Raw genomic sequence first — 16,845 nt, 5'->3', positions numbered from 1 at the left:
CCTGAAGAAGGGTGCAACGCGATGACCACTGCCACACTGGCGGCCGACGCGTGGTCGTCCGCCCCCGACTACGCGGCGGCGGTGAGCTGGTCCGGCCAGCACGACGCCGCCGTGGTGCTCAAGGACGGCAAGAAGGTGCTGGTGGCGGGCGGCGCCGATGCCGCGTCCGCCGCCGTCCGGCAGAGCGCGGTGTACGACCTGGAGCAGAACACGTGGGCGGCGCCCGTCCTGCTCGGCACGGCCAGGCAGCTGCACGCCCTGACCCTGCTGCCGAGCGGAAAAGTGCTGATCACAGGCGGCAGAGGCGGCCCAGGCGCGCCCGCGCTGGCCACCGCCGAGCTGTACGACCCGACCCAGGGCACCTGGACGGCGACCAAGCATCCGATGGCCGCCGGACGCTGGGGCCACAGCGCGGTCCCGCTGTCGAACGGCCAGGTCCTGGTCGCGGGCGGCAGCACCACCAGGGCGGGCGGCACGGTGATGGCGGTGCGCTCGGCGGAGCTGTTCAACCCGGCGGACGAGACCTGGACCGCCGCCAAGGACATGACCGACGCCCGCACCGGGCACACCGCGATCGTCCTCCAGTCCGGCAAGAAGGTGCTGGTCTGCGGCGGCAGCGTCCCGGTCGGGACAGGCGACGACCCGGCGCTGGCGTTCTGCGAGCTCTACGACACCGAGAACAAGACCTGGACGCCGACCGGCAGCCTGCGCCACCCGCGCAGCGCGCACACCGCGACGGCGCTGTCCGACACGACCGTGCTGGTCACGGGCGGCCGTGCGCCCGGAGCGCCGGGCGACGGCGGCTTCGACCCGTTCGCCCGCGCCACCGCCGAGGTCTACAACCTGACCGCGGGGACCTGGCAGGACACCGCGCCGATGCCCGCGGGCCGGGCGCTGCACCGCGCGGTCCCGCTGGGGTCGGGGAAGGTCCTGGTGGTCGGCGGCACCGACGACGTCCGCAACGAGGCCGGTTTCCGCAGCGCCCTGGAGTACTCCGCCGGGACGTGGACGGCGGCGCCCGGCCTCGCCGAGGGCAGGTGGGGCTTCGCCGCGGCGTCCTCCGGGGCCAAGGTGATCGTCGTGGGCGGCGTGGCCCGTGCCGGGCTGGCGGCGGCCGCCGGGCAGGGCGCCGAGCTGACCAAGTCGTCCGAGCGGCGCGGGAGCGGTTCGTGAGCGCGAACGCGTACTCCTTCCTGCCCTGGCTGCGGACGGGCCTGGCGACGAAGATCACCGAGCCCCCCGGCACCGCGTCCCGCGCCAAGATCAACGTCCAGCTGAAGCTGACCGGGGACGCCCTCAAGGACGGCGACAAACCGACCAGCCGCCCGGTCGACCAGCCACTGGAGATCTACGGCCCGGGCGACGTGGTCGGCATCGACCCGCGGGCGATCTCGCGCGTCGAGCCGCTGCCGTACATCGCCACCTTCGAGCCCAACTTCCTGGCGCACATCGAGTTCTACGACGAGGCGTTCCCGTGGAAGTACAGCCCGGCCCCGCCGGACGGCGGCACGAAGCGGCTGGCGCCCTGGCTCGCCTTGATCGTCCTGTCCGAGACAGAGTTCGACGAGGGCGCCGCGCCTGACCGGCCGTTGCCGTTCATCACCGTCACGGACCCGCGGGCGCTGCAACCGGCGGGTGAGCTGGGGGCGTGGGCGCACGTCCACGTGAACGGCGAACTCGACGGCCCGCTGGCGGTCGACAACCCCGACGACATGGGGACGGCGCTCGGGAACCTCGGCCGCGTGCTGCGCGAGGCGCCCGACAGCGCGTGCTCCCGGGTGATCTGCCCGCGGCACCTGTCGCCCAAGACGCCGTACGACGCGTTCCTGGTACCCGCGTTCGAGACCGGACGCCGGGCCGGGCTCGGCATCGAGCCGGGCCCGATCCCCGCGATGACGCCGAGTTGGGGCGTGCAGCAGGACGTGGCGACCGGCCAGCTGCCCTACTACCACCGCTGGTCGTTCACGACGGGCTCGGTGGGCGACTTCGAGTACCTCGTGCGGCTGCTGAAGCCGTTCGAGGCCAAGGAGCCGGTCGGCCGCCGCGACATCGACGCGCACCGCAAGCCCGGCTTCGGCCTGCCCGGCGTCACCACGCAGACCAAGCCCAACGGCGTGCTGCGGCTCGGCGGCGCCCTGCAGCTGCCCGACTCCGACGAGAATCCCGACGCCTGGGAGAACTGGGACAACTTCTACAAGCTGCGGCCGCTGCCGTGGCCGCAGTACCCGACCCAGTGGCAGCAGGCGATGGCCGGGCTGATCAACCTGGCCGAGGCGTACCAGCGGCAGCCGGCGGCGACGGCGAACGCCGAGCTCGCGGCACGGGTCGCCGACCTCGAAGACCAGACCGACCCCGTGATCACGCCACCGCTGTACGGGCGCTGGCACGCGCTCACGCCGCAGCTGCTCATCGACGCCAAGGGCGACCCGGTCAGCGACGCCGTGCTGCACAACTGGGTGCACCGGCTCAACCTGGATCCGCGTTTCCGGGTGGCCGCGCAGTTCGGCGCGCAGGTCGTCCAGGAGCGGCAGGACGAGCTCATGGCCGCCGCCTGGAACCAGCTCGGCGAGGCCCAGCGGGCGAACGAGAAGATCCGGGCGGCGCAGCTGGCACGCGAGGTCGGCAACCGCCTGCACGACAAGCACTTCGAACTCCCCACCCTGCCTCCCGTGCCCCTAGCCGCCACCGGCTCGCACGCTGCGGCGGAGGCCACCGACGCCGAGCCGCCGCCGCTGGCCTCCGCCAGGACGCTGACGTTGACCGCCCCCGCACACGGCCGCGTGATCGAACGCGTGCCCCAGGCGCTCTCCGCGCTCACGGACCCCGGCGAGCAGCTCGCGGTCGGGTTCAAGGTCGCGCGCAGCCGCGTCGCGTCGGCCCCGGTGTCCGCGCCGATGCGCCGGATCACCCGGCCGGGCTCGCGGCTGATGAAGGTGCTGGAGTTCCCGGAGGTCAGGCCCGCCGAGACGCTCGTCTCGCGCATCGACGAGCTGCACATCACGGCCGCGCCCTCGAAGGGCACCCCGCCGGCCGTCGTCACGCCCGCCGAGCTGGACGCACGGCTCCCGCCGAAGCCGCCAGGCCACCCGGTCGACGTCCTGGCCCTCAACCCGCTGTTCGAGTTGCGGCAGTACGGCGAGACCGCCACCACGCCGGTCGGGGACCGCGACAGCGACGAGGCCGCCGCGTTCAAGCACGCGCTCCGCGAGCTCTACGCGGGCTGGGACGAAGCCGCCGCGGCCGGCCGCGTCGCCGACCCGCCGAAGCTGGGCGTGACCGACGCCACCACCGACATGATGACCGGCCTGCGCTCGGACAAGACCGTCCTGGACAACCTGCTCGCCTCGCTGAACCTGCCGGACCGGCTGAGGCCCGCCACCGGCGAGTTCTCCGAGCTGACCGAGGTGATGGCCTACCCGGTGTTCGACATGCCGATGTACGAGGACCTGCTGAGGATGTCGGTGGACACGTTCGTGCCCAACCTTGGGCTGATCCCGGCGAACTCGATCACCCTGCTGGAGAACAACCGCCGGTTCATCGAGTCCTATCTGGTCGGGCTCAACCACGAGATGGCGCGGGAGATGCTGTGGCGGGAGTTCCCGTCCGATTCGCGCGGGACCCCGTTCCGGCAGTTCTGGGACCCGCGGACGGCGCTGCCCCAGCCGGACGAGTCGCCCGCCGCACGCCGCGAGCGCCTGTACGACATCCCGCCGATCCACAAATGGAGCACCACCACCGTCCTGGGCGGGAGCAGCCGCCGGAAGGACGACCTCGTGCTGGTGATCCGCGGCGAGCTGCTGAAGAAGTATCCGAACGCGGCGATCTACGCGCACAAGGCGGCCTGGCCCGTCCTGAAGGACCCGCCCGGCACGCCCGACACCAGCGGCGAGCGCGAGCTCGCGCCGCTCCCGGCGAACCTGCCCCCGCCGCCGCACCTGGTCAAACTGCCGATCTACGAGGCCAAGGTCGAGCCCGACGTCTACCTGCTCGGCTTCGACCTCGACGCGGACGAGGCGCGCGGCGAGGGCGGCGACCTCGGCTGGTTCTTCGTGATCAAGGAGCGTCCCGGCGACCCGCGGTTCGGCGTCGACGAGGACCCGCCGGGCGACCCCGTCCCGGTCGAGGTGTGGAACGACCTGACGTGGGGCCGCGTCGACCCGCGGGACCGGCACCGCTTCATCCAGTTCGACGCCGACATCAAGGTCGAACTCGGCGCCTTCAATGGCGACGAGGACGACCAGGAGAAAAAGGAACAGCGCCGGGACGACGAGAAGATCCTCGCGGGCTGGCGGTCCGACATCAGCTCCGCCGACGTCGGCTACATCCTTTTCCAAGCACCCGTTCTGGTGGCCGTACACGCACAGGAGATGCTGCCGGATGCCCGACCTAAGCCTTGACTTCCCGGTGCTGCTCGGCCCCGTCCGGGTGGAGACGCGATTCACCCAGAGCGAACTGCTCATACGGGTCTTCCCCGACGAATGGTCGATCGACAAGTTCGAGCCACGCCCCACCCGGGCCGAGCTCTCCGCGCTGGACGCGTACTGGACGGGCCTCTGGGCGTCCGGCGGGTCGGCGGTGGGGGAGCGGGCCGCCTGGCACGAGCTGGTCGCCCGCGTCCCCGCCGGTCGCGCGGGATGGCTGCTGCAGGGGCGCCGTCCGGCGAACCCGAACGATCGTCCGACCGGGGTGCAGGCGGGGACGACCGTACTGGTGATCGTCAGCGCCGCGCCCCTGCCGGCGAACGACCGCCAGCCCGCCGTCACGTACTGGACGGCCGTCTGGCGCGCGCACGGCGACCGCGCCAAGCTGCGCGACGCCGACATCGCGCTGCTCGCGTCCGTCGGGAAGACCCGGGCGGACGCGATCCGGGCCCGCCGTCCACATGGTGTGGACAGCGCGCCGGTCACCAGCGGAATCGACGTGGTGGTGTCGTTCCTCGTGCTCGCCCCGCCGCCGGCCGACCAGATCGCGCCGCAGTCCTGGACCGTGGCCGCGAAGGCCACGCTGCTGCCCGACCGGTTCGTCGCGTTCGGGTACGTGAACGGCGCGCAGGTGTTCTCCAAGCCCGGCGGCCCGGTGCGGCCGGAGCTCGCGGTGAGCCCGGACCCGGGCGAGACGAAGGCGAACCAGCTCAGGATCAACGAGACCACGGGCGCGCTGACGGTGCCGCCCGCGCTGCGCTGGCTGACCGATTTCACCGAGGCGGTCAACGCCGGGATGGGAATCCGGATCCCGCTCGAAGCCGCGTTCCGGAACGGGGTCGACCGGCTCGTCGTGCTGGGGCTCCGGGAGCAGGCCACGCCGGAGCAGTCCGCGACGGCGCTCGGCGGCCTGCTCACCCGCCAGCTCCGCAGCCCGTCCGGGTTCAGCCTGCTGCCCCAGGGCACGCCGACGAACAACACCGAGCAGGCCCCGGCCGGCCAGGACGCCAGGGCCGAGGCCGAGGCGGGGCTGGCCACGGCGGCCGGTTTCGCCGCCACCGCCACCGACTGGACGACCAAGACCGACGGCGAGTGGTTCGCCGAACTGCTCGGCCTCGACCCGGCGGTGCTGGCCGGGGTGCCGAACGCGGAGGGCGGCGACCGGCGCGACGCGCGGGCCGCGCACACCGCGCTGTGGCCGGCGACCTGGGGCCACTACCTCCAGTCGCTGCTGAACGGCGTGCTCGGCGACGAGCAGATCGCGCAGACCAGGCGCTTCTTCCTTGAGCACGTGTCCGGACGCGGCCCGCTGTCCGCCGTGAAGATCGGCCGCCAGCCGTACGGCATCCTGCCGACGACCGTGTTCTCCCGGCTGGCCTGGCCGGACGCCGCGAAGCACCGCAAGGCGCTGAACGTCGTCCTCACGGAGGCGGCGAAGGACTGGCGCAACGCGCTCGAACACGTCAAGCACCTGAACGGCCCGGACGACGATGTGGCCGACGACCCGCACCAGAAGCTGCTGGACATCCTGGCGCTCCACCCCACGTCGGCGGAGTTCCACCACCGCTACGCGCAGAGCGTCGAGGACGTCTTCAACCGCGAGAACCTGCGCGCGGGCGGCTCCAAGGTGAAGGACGAACTCGACCAGCTGGCCATGCCGCAGCCGATCCGCGCCCTGCTCGCAAGGTTCGGCCGTCCGACGAGCGACCCGGCCGCTGACCCCGACGTGCTGCGCCGGTTGTTCACGGACGTCCACCATCCGTTGCTGGCGCCGCTGGTCGACGACCGGCCGCTGTCCGAGACCGACCCGATCCGCGCCTACACCGCCGACCGCCGCAACTACCTGCGCTGGCTCGCCGACCATGCCCGCAACGATCTGGACAGGGTGCGCAAGGAGGAGGGCTTCCTCGACAACCTGCCGCCGTCGGCCCTGCTGTACCTGCTGGCACGGCACGCGGTGTTGCTCGGCTGGGCGGAGGCCGCGCGGCGGCTCGCACTCGCCACCCCGGGTTCCGTGGTGCCCGATCCGCGGGACGCGCCGTTCGTCCACGTCAAGATCCCCAAGCCGGGGCAGACGATCCTGAGCGAGAGCCGGTACCGCACGCTGTACTCGACGAACCCGGCGATGACCGGCAGCCAGACCATGCTGGTGCACGAATTCGTCCGTACGGTGCTGGGCACCAACCCGGCCACCACGGAACTCGACGAGCAGATCAAGGCGCTCGGCCTGCTGGCCGGGCTCCCCACGGCGCGGCTGGAGCGGGTGCTCGCCGAGCACATCGACTGCGCCACGTACCGGCTCGACGCGTGGCGGCTCGGTCTGGTGAACGAACGCCTGTCCGAACTGCGATACGGCCCGGACGGCGCCGCCCCGCCTAAGCGCGGCGTCCATCTCGGCGCGTACGGCTGGCTGGAGAACGTCGCCCGGAGGGAGAGCGACGAGGTCGAGCACGTCACACCGCCCGCCGACCTGGCGACCGTGTTCGGCACCGACCCGATCCCGCTCGACGCGGACAACGGCGGCTACGTCCACGCGCCGTCGCCCGCCCACGCGCGGACGGCCGCCGTCCTGCGGGCCGGATACCTGGCCAACAGGACGCCGGACACCAGCGCGTTCGCCGTGAACCTGAGCTCCGAGCGCGTCCGGCTCGCCCTCACCATCCTGGACGGTATGCGCCAGGGCCAGTCCCTGGCAGCGCTGCTCGGCTACCGCTTCGAACGCGGCCTGCACGACCGCAGGGTCGGCCTGGATCGCTACATCGCCGGGCTGCGGCTGAAGTTCCCGCTCCGCGCCAACAAGATCGACGAGACCACCCCGGAGCCGGACGACCCCACCCGGCCCAAGCGCATCGAGGAGGTCGAGGCCCGCATCGTCATCGACGGGCTGGCCCTGCTCCGCCACGTGAACGGGTCGTCCGAGGCGAACCAGCACTACCCGTTCGGTTTCAAGGACCTCCAGCCCGCCGACGAAGCCACCGTCACCGCCATCGACAAGGAGATCGACGCGCTGCGCAACGTGCACGACGCGCTCGCCGATCTCGCCGTGGCCGAAGGCACCCACCAGGCGCTGCAAGGCCACCCCGAACGCGCCTCCGCGACCATGGACGCCTACGCCAAGGAGGGCATCGCGCCCGAACCGTCCGTCGTGGAGACCCCGCGCAGCGGCGTCACCCTGACGCACCGCCTCGGCCTCCAGCTGATGGCGGACCGTCCCACCGGTCTCGGCACGCCGCGGTCCAAGGCCGAGCCGGCGGTGAACGCCTGGCTGCCCGCGGTGCTGCCGAGCGCCACGGCGGTGGCCGCGCTCGTGACCTGGCCGGACCCGGACGACGGCACGAAGCGGCACCGGCTGGTGACCCAGCACGAGATCGGCCTGGACGCGATCGACCTGCTCTGGGCCCTGCGCCCGGCGGACCAGGCGGCGATGACCGACCTGGACGACCGGATCCTCGGCGTAGTGATCGAGCGGTCGAACCCGCGCCCGGACGTCGAGCTGACGATCGAGTACACCACCCGCATCTCCGACCAGGACGGCATCGGATTCGCCGGCAAGATCGGCTTCTTCGAGCTGTCGCCGCTGATCGCGGCGCTGCGCACGCTGCTGACGACCGCGCGGCCGCTGCGTCCGAGCGACCTGGCCCCGGCCGCCGGGACCGCCCCGGTCGCCCGGTCCGCGGACGACGCCGTGACGCTGCCGCGGGACCGTCCGGCCGAGGTCCTGGAGTCCCTGACCGACCTGCGGGACGACGTCGCCGACTTCATCGCCGACCTCGGGGAGCTGTACCCCGCCGGCCCGCCCCCGGCCCCGGCCCGGCCGGCGATCATCAGCGGTATCGACACGTTCCTCAGCCGGTACGCGAAGCTGACCGTGGCGGCCGGCGGGTTCGGCCTGGTGCGCAGCAGCTGGGGCGAGGTGGCGCTGTGGCGGCGCGGCGTGTTCAGGGCCGTCCTGACCGCCGTCGCCGAGGTGGCCACGCGGATGACCCGCGCGCTGGAGGCCGCCGACGCGCTGCTCGTCCAGTACGACGCCCTGCCGCCGACCACCCCCGTGGAGGAGCGGTTCCGGATCCTGGAGCAGGCCGAGGGGCTGCTCACCACCAAGCCTGGCCCGCGCCCGCCGGACGTCGACGACCTCCGCGACCGCGTGGACGACCTCCGCGACGACTTCGACGACCGCCTGAAGAAGCTGAAGCAGCTAGCCAAGACCAACAAGACGACGCTGAGCGGCCTGCTCGCCGAGGTCAAGTCACAGCTGCCGCTGACCGACGTCGATCCCGCCGGGCTGGACCTCACGCCCTACGAGGACCAGGCCGTCACGTTCGGCGGCGAGCTCCTCGCCCGCGCCGGGAACCTGAAAGCGGAACTGTCCGCGCGCGCCGAGGCCGCGAACACCGCGCTGGAGATCCACGACAAGGCCCTCCCCGGGCCCGACCGGGTGCAGGCCGCGCTCGACGCGCTCAAGGCCCTGCTCGGCGAGGACGTCTTGGCCGTGCCCCAGTTCACCCCGCCGAGCCCGCTCCTCCAGCAGTGGAGCAGGGCGCGCAACGACAGCGACAGGCTCGTCGCGCACCTCGCGCCCGCCCGGGACTTCCCCGTCGACGACTGGCTGCACGGCATGGCCCGCGTCAGGGAGAAGCCGAGGCTGTGGGAGAAGGTCGTGACCCTGGCCGGTGGGCTCCTCGGCCCCGGCGGGCTGCTCGGCATCCTGGGCTGGAAGGAGCCGGCGCTGTCGCCCGTCCAGCTGCCGTACGTCGCGGGCGACCACTGGCTGGCCATGGAGTTCGCCAAGGATCCGAACCTGCCCGACCAGCTCAACGAAGACCGGCTGCTGTTCACCGCGCACTACACGTCCCCGCTGATCGGCGACCAGTGCGGGCTGGTGTTCGACGAATGGACCGAGGTGATCCCGGCCGAGCGCGAGACCACCGGAATCGCGGTGCACTACGACGGCCCGGACGCCGAACCCCCGCAGGCGATGCTCCTCGTCGTCCCGCCGGTCCGCGTCCCCGCCGGGCGCTGGACGCCCGGCGACCTGATCGACGCGATCACCGAGACCTTCGAGCTGGCGAAGACCCGCGCCGTCGAGCCCGACCATCTCGGCGGCACGCCGTACGCGCACATGCTCCCGGCCACGGTGATGTCGGCGACCCGGCGGCAGATCACCATCGGCACCGACCTTGCGATCGCCAACCTGCGCTGGAGGGCCGCCCATGAGTGAGCCGAACCCCGTCCCGCCGACGTTCGCCGAAGAGCTGGCCCAGCGTCACCACCCGACCGTGGGCGTGTGGAACCGGCTGGAGGGACGCCCCCGCACCGCCGACTTCGAGAGGGCGCTGCGCGTCGAGGTGCGCGACCCGCTGTGGATGCTGACCCGGCAGTGGCAGCTCGGCGAGTTCCGCGGCACGGACGCCGGCTCGCCCGTCACCGCCACCTACTCGGTCAGCCCGTCGCGGCCCACCCGGTTCCGTCCGCACGGCGGCCCGCCCGAGGACCTGCCCACCGACCGTCCGCTGGAGACCATGGCCGAGCGGCGGCTGCTGCCGTTCGCGTTCGGGGACGAGGAGATCGCCTTCGACCTCCGCCTGATGATCGGCCACCGGTGGCTGAAGCTGCTCGGCAAGCACAACCTGCTCGGCCTGGACCTCTTCCGCTTCGAGCGGCAGTACATCGACAAGTACCCCATCGGGCTGCCGGACCCCGAACACCCCGCGAAAGAGGACACCGCCCGGCTCGCGCACCCCGAGGTCTGGGCGACGATGCAGACGATCGCCGGCCGCCGGATGGACGGCTACCTGCTCTACCGGCACATCAAGGGCGGCGGGAACGCCGCCGACGGCATCAACGGGCTGCTGCACCGCGCCACGCTCAACAACCTCGGCAAGCGCCTGGTCGCCTGGTTCGACGCGCTGATCGACCAGCCGACCGGCGTCACCGCCGAACGTCCGGACGGCGACGCCACCTGGGACCCGCGCCGCCTCGAACACCGCTTCTCCGTGTCCGCCTCGGTGCCCGGCGGCGGCGAGAAGGTCGTCACCGCCCAGGAGTACCCGGGCGGCGAACTCGACTGGCACGCCTTCTCCGTCGACCCCGGCCCGCCCCTCGGCGGGACGAAGCCCCCGGAGAAGACGCTCAGCCGCACGGTCTTCCCGGCCCCGGTCCGCTTCTCGGGGATGCCGCTGCCGCGCTGGTGGGCGATCGAGGACGGACGCACCAACTTCGCCGCCGTCCGCCCGGACAGCACCGACCTCGCGCGCCTGATCTTCCTGGAATTCGCGCTGGTGTTCAGCAACGACTGGTACCAGCTTCCCTGCGACCTGCCCGCGGGCACGATGAACAAGATCCGCGGCCTGGTCGTCACGGACGTCTTCGGCGAGAAGCTCTGGATCACCCCAGCCGGCGCAGGCGACGACGAGGACCAGCGCCGCTGGTCGATGTTCACCCTGGACACGATCGGCACCGCGCACGTCCCCGCGGACACCGACCTCCTGCTGCCGCCGAGCGTCCCGAAGGTCGCCGAGGGCCCCGCGCTGGAGGAGGTCCTGATGATCCGCGACGAGAACGCCAACCTGGTCTGGGGCATCGAGCAGACCGTACGGATGCCGACCGGCGAACCGCGCCGCGGCAGCGAGGCCGCCGCCGAGGCCCTGGTGTTCCGGCAGCGGCACGCGGAACCGGCGCCCGGCGACGACGACGACCCGCCCCGCGCCCCGATCTCGTACCAGGCGATGAACGTCATCCCGGAACACTGGATCCCGTTCATCCCGGTGCGCGTGCCAGGCGACAACCGGGAGATCCAACTCCAGCGCGCCGCGATACCCAGCGTCGTGGACGGCCAGCCCGTCCCGGCCCGCACCACCCTCCTCCGTCACGGCTTCGACGCGGGAAAGCAGTACTTCGTGAACGAGGAGGAAGTGCCGCAAGCGGGCACCCGCCTGTCCGTGGCCTTCAACCGGACCCGCTGGCGGGACGGCCGCGTAGTGCTCTGGCTCAGCGCCCACCGCGGCGTGGGCCGCGGCGAATCGTCCAGCGGCCTCCGCTTCGACACCCTCATCGACACCCCGATGCCGCCACCGCCACCGCCACCGTCACCTGAAGCCGCACCCTCGGACAGCCCCACCGTCTGACGCGACCTCACCGCCTGGCGCTGATGCCGAGGATCTGGTGTATCGCGGGCGTATCAAAAACCGCATACGCCGCTGCAACACTCGTCCGTCTTAAGTGGAGGCATGGACCACGGCGTCCGTGCGCCGACCCCACCCAGACCCGAGGAAGCAGCAGTGACCGGCAGTGCGCCAGGACAGACGATGACGCAGGTGAGAACGGCCGAGCCCGTGCAGGACGACGTCGGCGGCCGGGAGACCGGCTCCGATTCCCGGCGCGGCGGCGTCCACCGGGCGATCCCCATCGGCTCGCGGCCGGAACCCTGGAGGCGCGGCCTGGTGCTCGCGGCGCTGGCGCTCCTGCTGGGCCTGTTCATGCTGTTGCACGCGCACATCCCGAACCGGGCCAAGAACCTCGGCAGCCTGGTGGAGACCTTCCTGCCGTGGTTCGGCCTGTTCATCCCGGTGCTGCTGACCGGGGCGCTGTTGCGCCGCTCGGCCTCCGCGGTGGTCGCCCTAGTGCTGCCGGTCGCGGTGTGGCTGAACCTGTTCGGCGGGCTGCTCACCGACAAGTCCCACCCGGGCGGCGACCTCACGGTGGCCAGCCACAACGTCGGCGCCGACAACCCCGACCCGGCCCGCACCGCCCGTGACCTGGCCGCCTCCGGCGCGGACGTCCTGGCCCTGCAGGAGATGACCGAGCAGGCCAGGGGCACGTACGAAAAAGCGCTGGCCGAGGCGTACCCGCACCACACGGTGCAGGGCACGGTCGGGCTGTGGAGCAAGCTGCCGCTGTCGGACAGCCGGCCGGTCGACACCAAGATCGACGTCGGGCCGCTGGGGGACACCAAGCCGGCCGACGTCAAGCTGACCTACACCCGGGCGCTGCGCACCACGGTGGCCACGGACCAGGGTCCGCTGGCCGTGTACGTGGCCCACCTGGGGTCGGTACGGGTGAATCCCAGGGCGGGCTTCTGGACGGGCCACCGCGACAGGGGCGCCCAGGCGCTCGGCGAGGCCATCGCCGCCGACCAGAACGAGCGGCTGGTGCTGCTCGGCGACCTGAACGGCACCATGGACGATCGCGCGTTCACCGGCATCACCTCGCGGATGCGCTCGGTGCAGGACACGGCCGGGCACGGCTTCGGCTTCACCTGGCCGGCGTCCTTCCCGGTGGCGCGGATCGACCAGATCATGGTCCGCGGCGTGGACCCGGCGAGTTCGCGGGTGCTGCCGTCCACCGGCAGCGACCACCTGCCGGTGGCGGCCGGAATCAGCTGGTGAACACCGCGCCGCACCGGCAAGGGCGAATCGGCCCTCCGATAAGGCGACTGAAGCGCCTCGGGAAATTGAAGAGGATCGAAAGTTGAAAAGTCTTGATTGACAGTATTTGACTTCTGAGGTTAGCCTTCGCTCAGATTCTGGGTTCGAGCGGAGGAACCGCAATGCGCAAAGGGTTCGCCATTCCCGTCGCCGTCGCGCTCGCGATAGCCGTGGCGCCTGGCGCCGCCGCGTCCGAGCAATTGCTCGGACGTGGTCCCGACGGGGTCACCATCGAAGTTGTGACCCTCAACGGTAGCGGATGTCTACGTGGGACCGCGGCGGCCGCCCTGTCGGAGACCAGTGAGGCGTTCAAAGTCACTTATGCCAAGTACCTCGCACAGGCAGGTGGCGTATTCGAACCCACCGACGCCCTAAAGAACTGCCAGATCACCCTGAGAGTGAACGTCCCCTTGGGCTTCTCCTTCGCCATCTCCTCGGCGGAGTACCGTGGCTACGCCTCTTTGCCGAGCGGCGCGAGCGCCACCCTACGCGCCAGCTACCACTTCCACGGCGATCCGCGTATCAGGGAGTCCGTACATTCCCTGTCCGGCCCTTATAAGAAGAACTGGCAGTTCGTAGACGTTATGGACGTGCCCCAGTTCGTATGGTCCCGCTGCGGCGAGCGGACGTCGATCATCTACGTCAACACGGAACTGAGAGTCGACCCGGGCTCTTCGGATCCGTCGAAGGTCGGCCACATCGGCATGGACTCCGCCGACGGCAGCATCAAGACGACCTACCACTACTCCTGGAGGCACTGCCTATAATCGGGCACGCCCTGAGATCTGGATATCCTCAGCGGCGTGTCTGATGGTGAACTCCCGGTGCCTCCTGCCTTCGCGGCGGTCACCTCCTGGGCAGGTGCTGGGCGGGTGGTGCGTGCCGCCGAATCCGACGTGGCGACCTGGCGGCTTCCCGAACCACAAAAGGCGGCGCTGGTTTCCTGTGGCGTACCGCTGGTCGACGGCCTGGTGGATGCGGTGTCGTTTTGCGCGGAGCCGACGATGTATAGATTGGCGCGCCTCGACGACGACCTATCCGCTTTGGCGTGGGAGTACGGTGCCGCGCCGGAAACCGGCCAGGTACTGCAAGCAGGGGTGTCGGACGGCGCCGCGAGATTCGTCAACTCGACGATCAACCATTGGCTGTGTTCCCTGCACCTGGTCGGCAGCCGGTTGACCGGCTCGACCGCCATCGACCGGTGGGATGAGGACGAACAGGCCGAAGAGGAAGCGCTATCGGAACTCGCCGACCTGCTGGAGCAGATCGGAGCGCTCGACCAGGCCGCCATTGCGGACGGTGACCACCAGACTCATTTCTGGCCCGCAGTGCTCGACCGATGGCTCTACTAGTCGACGGCTGCCTGACCGGAGGTGACGTCGGACGGGATATCCGGTTGTCGCGGTCCGGCGGGATCGCCAGACTCGGTTCGTGGACGATCAACGGGGCGAGGCGGGCAAGAGCGGCCGGCCTACGGTGACGTTGTGGCGCCCGGTCGGGCCGGCGGAGTTGTCGTCGCTGTGTGCAACGGGGTGGCGAGCCTGGCCTTCCCGGCTGCCGGATCAGCAGATCTTCAATCCCGTGCTGAACGAGGCGTACGCGGTGAAGATCGCCCGGGACTTGTACGTGCCGGTGTCGGGCGCCGGGTTCGTGACGCGTTTCGAGTTCGACGCGGACGCGGAATTCGCACGCCGTTACCCGGTGCGGCGGACGGGCGACGGCACGATCCGGGAACTGCGTGTTCCGGTCGAGGACCTGGCGGAATTCAACGCTCGGCTGGCCGGCCCGATCCACGTCGTCCACGAGTTCCACGCTCCCGGCTACGGTCCGCTGGCGACGCGGGTCATCCAGGCCGCAGCGGGCCGCCAGCACTCGGACGAGGTCGTCGCGATGTTGACGGTCGCCGCCGCGAAGACCTGGATCGGACTCGACCGGGCGCTGCGCACCTCCGCGCCGGCGTACGGCGGGAGGCCGGTCGGGGCGAAGGAGCGGCTGCCGGAGGACGCGCGCCTTTCACGGCTGGTGGCGGCCTGCTCGCGGACGGGCCACCGACGGGAGTCAGCGGTCACGGGCCCGGTGATGCGTACCGATGAGTTGCTGCTTCCCGTACTGGTGCTGCGGACCGCTGACTGGGTGCCGCAGGTGCGTGAGCGTGCGCGCCGGTCATTCGCCATCGCATTGCGGTCGGCGGGTGCTCCGGCATTGCTGGCGATGGCGAGCGCCGCGGTGGCGATCGGATCATGGGCGCGCGGCGGGCACGCTCTGGAGGCCGTCGCCGGGGCGCTGCGCAAGGCCCCGGACGGAGTGCTGGCGTCGGCCCGTGTGCACCCCGACATCGGGGTGCGGCGGCTGGCGTACCGGTTGTGGCTGGCATCAGATCGTCCCCGGCGCGAGGAGGTCATGCGTGCCGCCCTGCGTGAGCACGATGGGGTCTGCCGGCTCCAGTGCGCGGAGTGGCTGGTGGCAGGTGCCGTCCGGGACGGGAACGTCGAGGTGCTGGAACGGTTGTTGAGGCGGGGGAGCGCGAAGGTCGGGATCGAGGCGCTCACCGCACTGGTGAAGCTCGGCCGTCCCGAATCGGGTGCGGCTCATCTGGCGGACCGGTCGGCACTGATGCGCGCCACCGCGCAGTGGGCCGTCCGCCGCGCGGACCGCAGCCCTGCCGCGATCTACCGCGATGCCCTGACCCTCGATCGGCCGCCGGGCCGTGCCCGTGCGCTGGTCGCCGGACTCGGGGAATGCGGCACGCGCCAGGACGTGGATGTGCTCCTGCCGTTCCTGGAACACCCGAGTCCCCGGGTGCGGGCCGAAGCGGTACGGGCCGTCCGCCGCCTGGGCGGCCCTGTCACCCGCATCGCCCGCATGCTCACCGACCCGGCGCCGGTGGTCGTCCACGCGACCAAGCAGGCACTGCACAACCAACCCGACGCAGTGCCGGCCGTGGAGCTATGGGCCCTGCTGGACGCCGGCATACCGCCGCATGTCCGGCTGGCGGCCTACGACCAACTGCGTGAGAAGGACACCTGGACCCGCGTCCACGTCGACCTTCACCTGCTGGCCACCGGTGACGGACAACTCGGCGACCGAGCACGCGCCGACTTGACCGTCTGGTCCCGTCGCGCCGCCGCGACCGCTTACCGTCCGCCGACCGGGGAGATGACGCGGCTGCTCGGGCAGCTGATCGACACGGCCGAGGCCCTGATCGGCGCCCGGCAAGCCCACCGGCTGCGCTGGATTCTCGGAATCCGTTGACCGGCACTCCGAGTGTGACGACTATCACTACAACTTTTTTCGGCTGGAATTGTGATCTTGTGTGTTCGGAAGTGGCCCGGAAAAGCTCGAACCAAACGGGTGGCGCCCTCATCGTATGAAGGCGTAAGAGGGCACGGGTTCACGAGCTGAAAGTCGAGTAAGCCACCGTGTCGTAATGGAGTGGAAATGCGACTCGGTAAAACTGCCGCCTTCGGTCTCGTCTTCGGCGCCATAACGGTCGGGCTCGCCGCGCCCGCGATGGCCGACCCCGGCGACGTGGTCGTGCAGCCGAAGCAGGCCCGCCCCGGCGACAAGATCACCGTGGTCGGGAAGAAGTGCACCGCCGACGGGACGGCCGGCTCGCTGGCGTTCGTGGGCGGGGCCGTCCCGCTGAACGGCGCCGAGGAGGTCGACGGGCGCGCGGGCCTCGCGACCATCAAGAAGGACACCTTCCCGGGCACGTACACCGTCCTGGTCAGGTGCGGCGCCCACAAGTCGACCGGCGAGATCATCGTCGTGGACGGCAAGGCGCACCCGAAGACGACGTCCAACCCGAAGGGCGGCGCCGGGACCGGGTTCGGGGGCGGCGCCGGCGGTGCCGACGCCGCGCTGCTCGCCGGTGGGGGCGTCCTGCTGCTCGGCGGGCTCGGTATCGGCGCAATGGCCGTCCGCCGACGCGGCAACGCCGCCGCGTAACGACCGATTTCCGGTGGCCGTCACCATTCGGTGGCCGCCACCGGAGCCTTTCT

9 protein-coding genes are annotated in these 16,845 nt (G+C 71.4%); all 9 read left to right on the top strand.

The annotated features are described in order from the left end of the window. The first annotated feature begins 21 nt into the window (after positions 1-21). The 9 genes from ACH34T_RS18160 to ACH34T_RS18120 all read left to right on the top strand — a co-directional run bounded on the left by ACH34T_RS18160 (position 22) and on the right by ACH34T_RS18120 (position 16,792). Positions 22-1,173 carry a Kelch repeat-containing protein gene (locus ACH34T_RS18160; RefSeq protein WP_395993323.1) on the top strand — a complete coding sequence of 384 codons (1,152 nt, stop codon included), beginning with the start codon at positions 22-24 and terminating at the stop codon, positions 1,171-1,173. Continuing rightward, the gene (locus tag ACH34T_RS18155) at positions 1,170-4,397 is read left to right on the top strand and encodes a hypothetical protein (protein WP_395993322.1); all 3,228 of its coding nucleotides are present in this window, start codon (positions 1,170-1,172) and stop codon (positions 4,395-4,397) included. The genes ACH34T_RS18160 and ACH34T_RS18155 overlap by 4 nt, the downstream gene beginning before the upstream one ends. After that, complete coding sequence (locus ACH34T_RS18150; RefSeq protein ID WP_395993321.1) at positions 4,378-9,639, top strand: hypothetical protein; 5,262 nt, start codon at positions 4,378-4,380, stop codon at positions 9,637-9,639. The genes ACH34T_RS18155 and ACH34T_RS18150 overlap by 20 nt, the downstream gene beginning before the upstream one ends. Beyond that, positions 9,632-11,545 carry a hypothetical protein gene (locus ACH34T_RS18145; protein WP_395993320.1) on the top strand — a complete coding sequence of 638 codons (1,914 nt, stop codon included), beginning with the start codon at positions 9,632-9,634 and terminating at the stop codon, positions 11,543-11,545. The genes ACH34T_RS18150 and ACH34T_RS18145 overlap by 8 nt, the downstream gene beginning before the upstream one ends. Positions 11,546-11,725: 180 nt before the next feature. Next, positions 11,726-12,805, top strand: a complete 1,080-nt coding sequence (locus ACH34T_RS18140; protein WP_395993319.1) for an endonuclease/exonuclease/phosphatase family protein — start codon at positions 11,726-11,728, stop codon at positions 12,803-12,805. 161 nt (positions 12,806-12,966) lie between these two features. Continuing rightward, positions 12,967-13,611 (top strand): DUF4360 domain-containing protein, encoded by a 645-nt coding sequence (locus ACH34T_RS18135; RefSeq protein WP_395993318.1) that lies wholly within the window; start codon positions 12,967-12,969, stop codon positions 13,609-13,611. Between the two features lie 36 nt (positions 13,612-13,647). Continuing rightward, positions 13,648-14,196 (top strand): SUKH-4 family immunity protein, encoded by a 549-nt coding sequence (locus ACH34T_RS18130; RefSeq protein ID WP_395993317.1) that lies wholly within the window; start codon positions 13,648-13,650, stop codon positions 14,194-14,196. A gap of 229 nt (positions 14,197-14,425) precedes the next feature. Further along, a complete protein-coding gene (locus ACH34T_RS18125; RefSeq protein ID WP_395993316.1) occupies positions 14,426-16,096 on the top strand; it encodes a HEAT repeat domain-containing protein in 1,671 nt (556 codons plus the stop codon). Positions 16,097-16,282: 186 nt separating this feature from the next. Further along, positions 16,283-16,792: a hypothetical protein gene (locus ACH34T_RS18120; RefSeq protein WP_395993315.1), complete on the top strand. Its 510-nt coding sequence runs from the start codon at positions 16,283-16,285 to the stop codon at positions 16,790-16,792. Positions 16,793-16,845: the final 53 nt, after the last annotated feature.

This window comes from Actinomadura sp. 9N215 (genome assembly GCF_044326345.1).
Classification (GTDB): domain Bacteria; phylum Actinomycetota; class Actinomycetes; order Streptosporangiales; family Streptosporangiaceae; genus Spirillospora.
Note: the sequence above shows the minus strand (reverse complement) of the source record. Positions and strands in the feature narration are given on the sequence as shown.

Bases quoted from the DNA above. Each gene is read 5' to 3' on its own strand.
- ACH34T_RS18160 (WP_395993323.1), top strand. From the start codon at position 22: ATGACCACTGCCACACTGGCGGCCGACGCGTGGTCGTCCGCCCCCGAC.
- ACH34T_RS18150 (WP_395993321.1), top strand. From the start codon at position 4,378: ATGCCCGACCTAAGCCTTGACTTCCCGGTGCTGCTCGGCCCCGTCCGG.
- ACH34T_RS18145 (WP_395993320.1), top strand. From the start codon at position 9,632: ATGAGTGAGCCGAACCCCGTCCCGCCGACGTTCGCCGAAGAGCTGGCC.
- ACH34T_RS18140 (WP_395993319.1), top strand. From the start codon at position 11,726: ATGACGCAGGTGAGAACGGCCGAGCCCGTGCAGGACGACGTCGGCGGC.
- ACH34T_RS18135 (WP_395993318.1), top strand. From the start codon at position 12,967: ATGCGCAAAGGGTTCGCCATTCCCGTCGCCGTCGCGCTCGCGATAGCC.
- ACH34T_RS18120 (WP_395993315.1), top strand. From the start codon at position 16,283: ATGCGACTCGGTAAAACTGCCGCCTTCGGTCTCGTCTTCGGCGCCATA.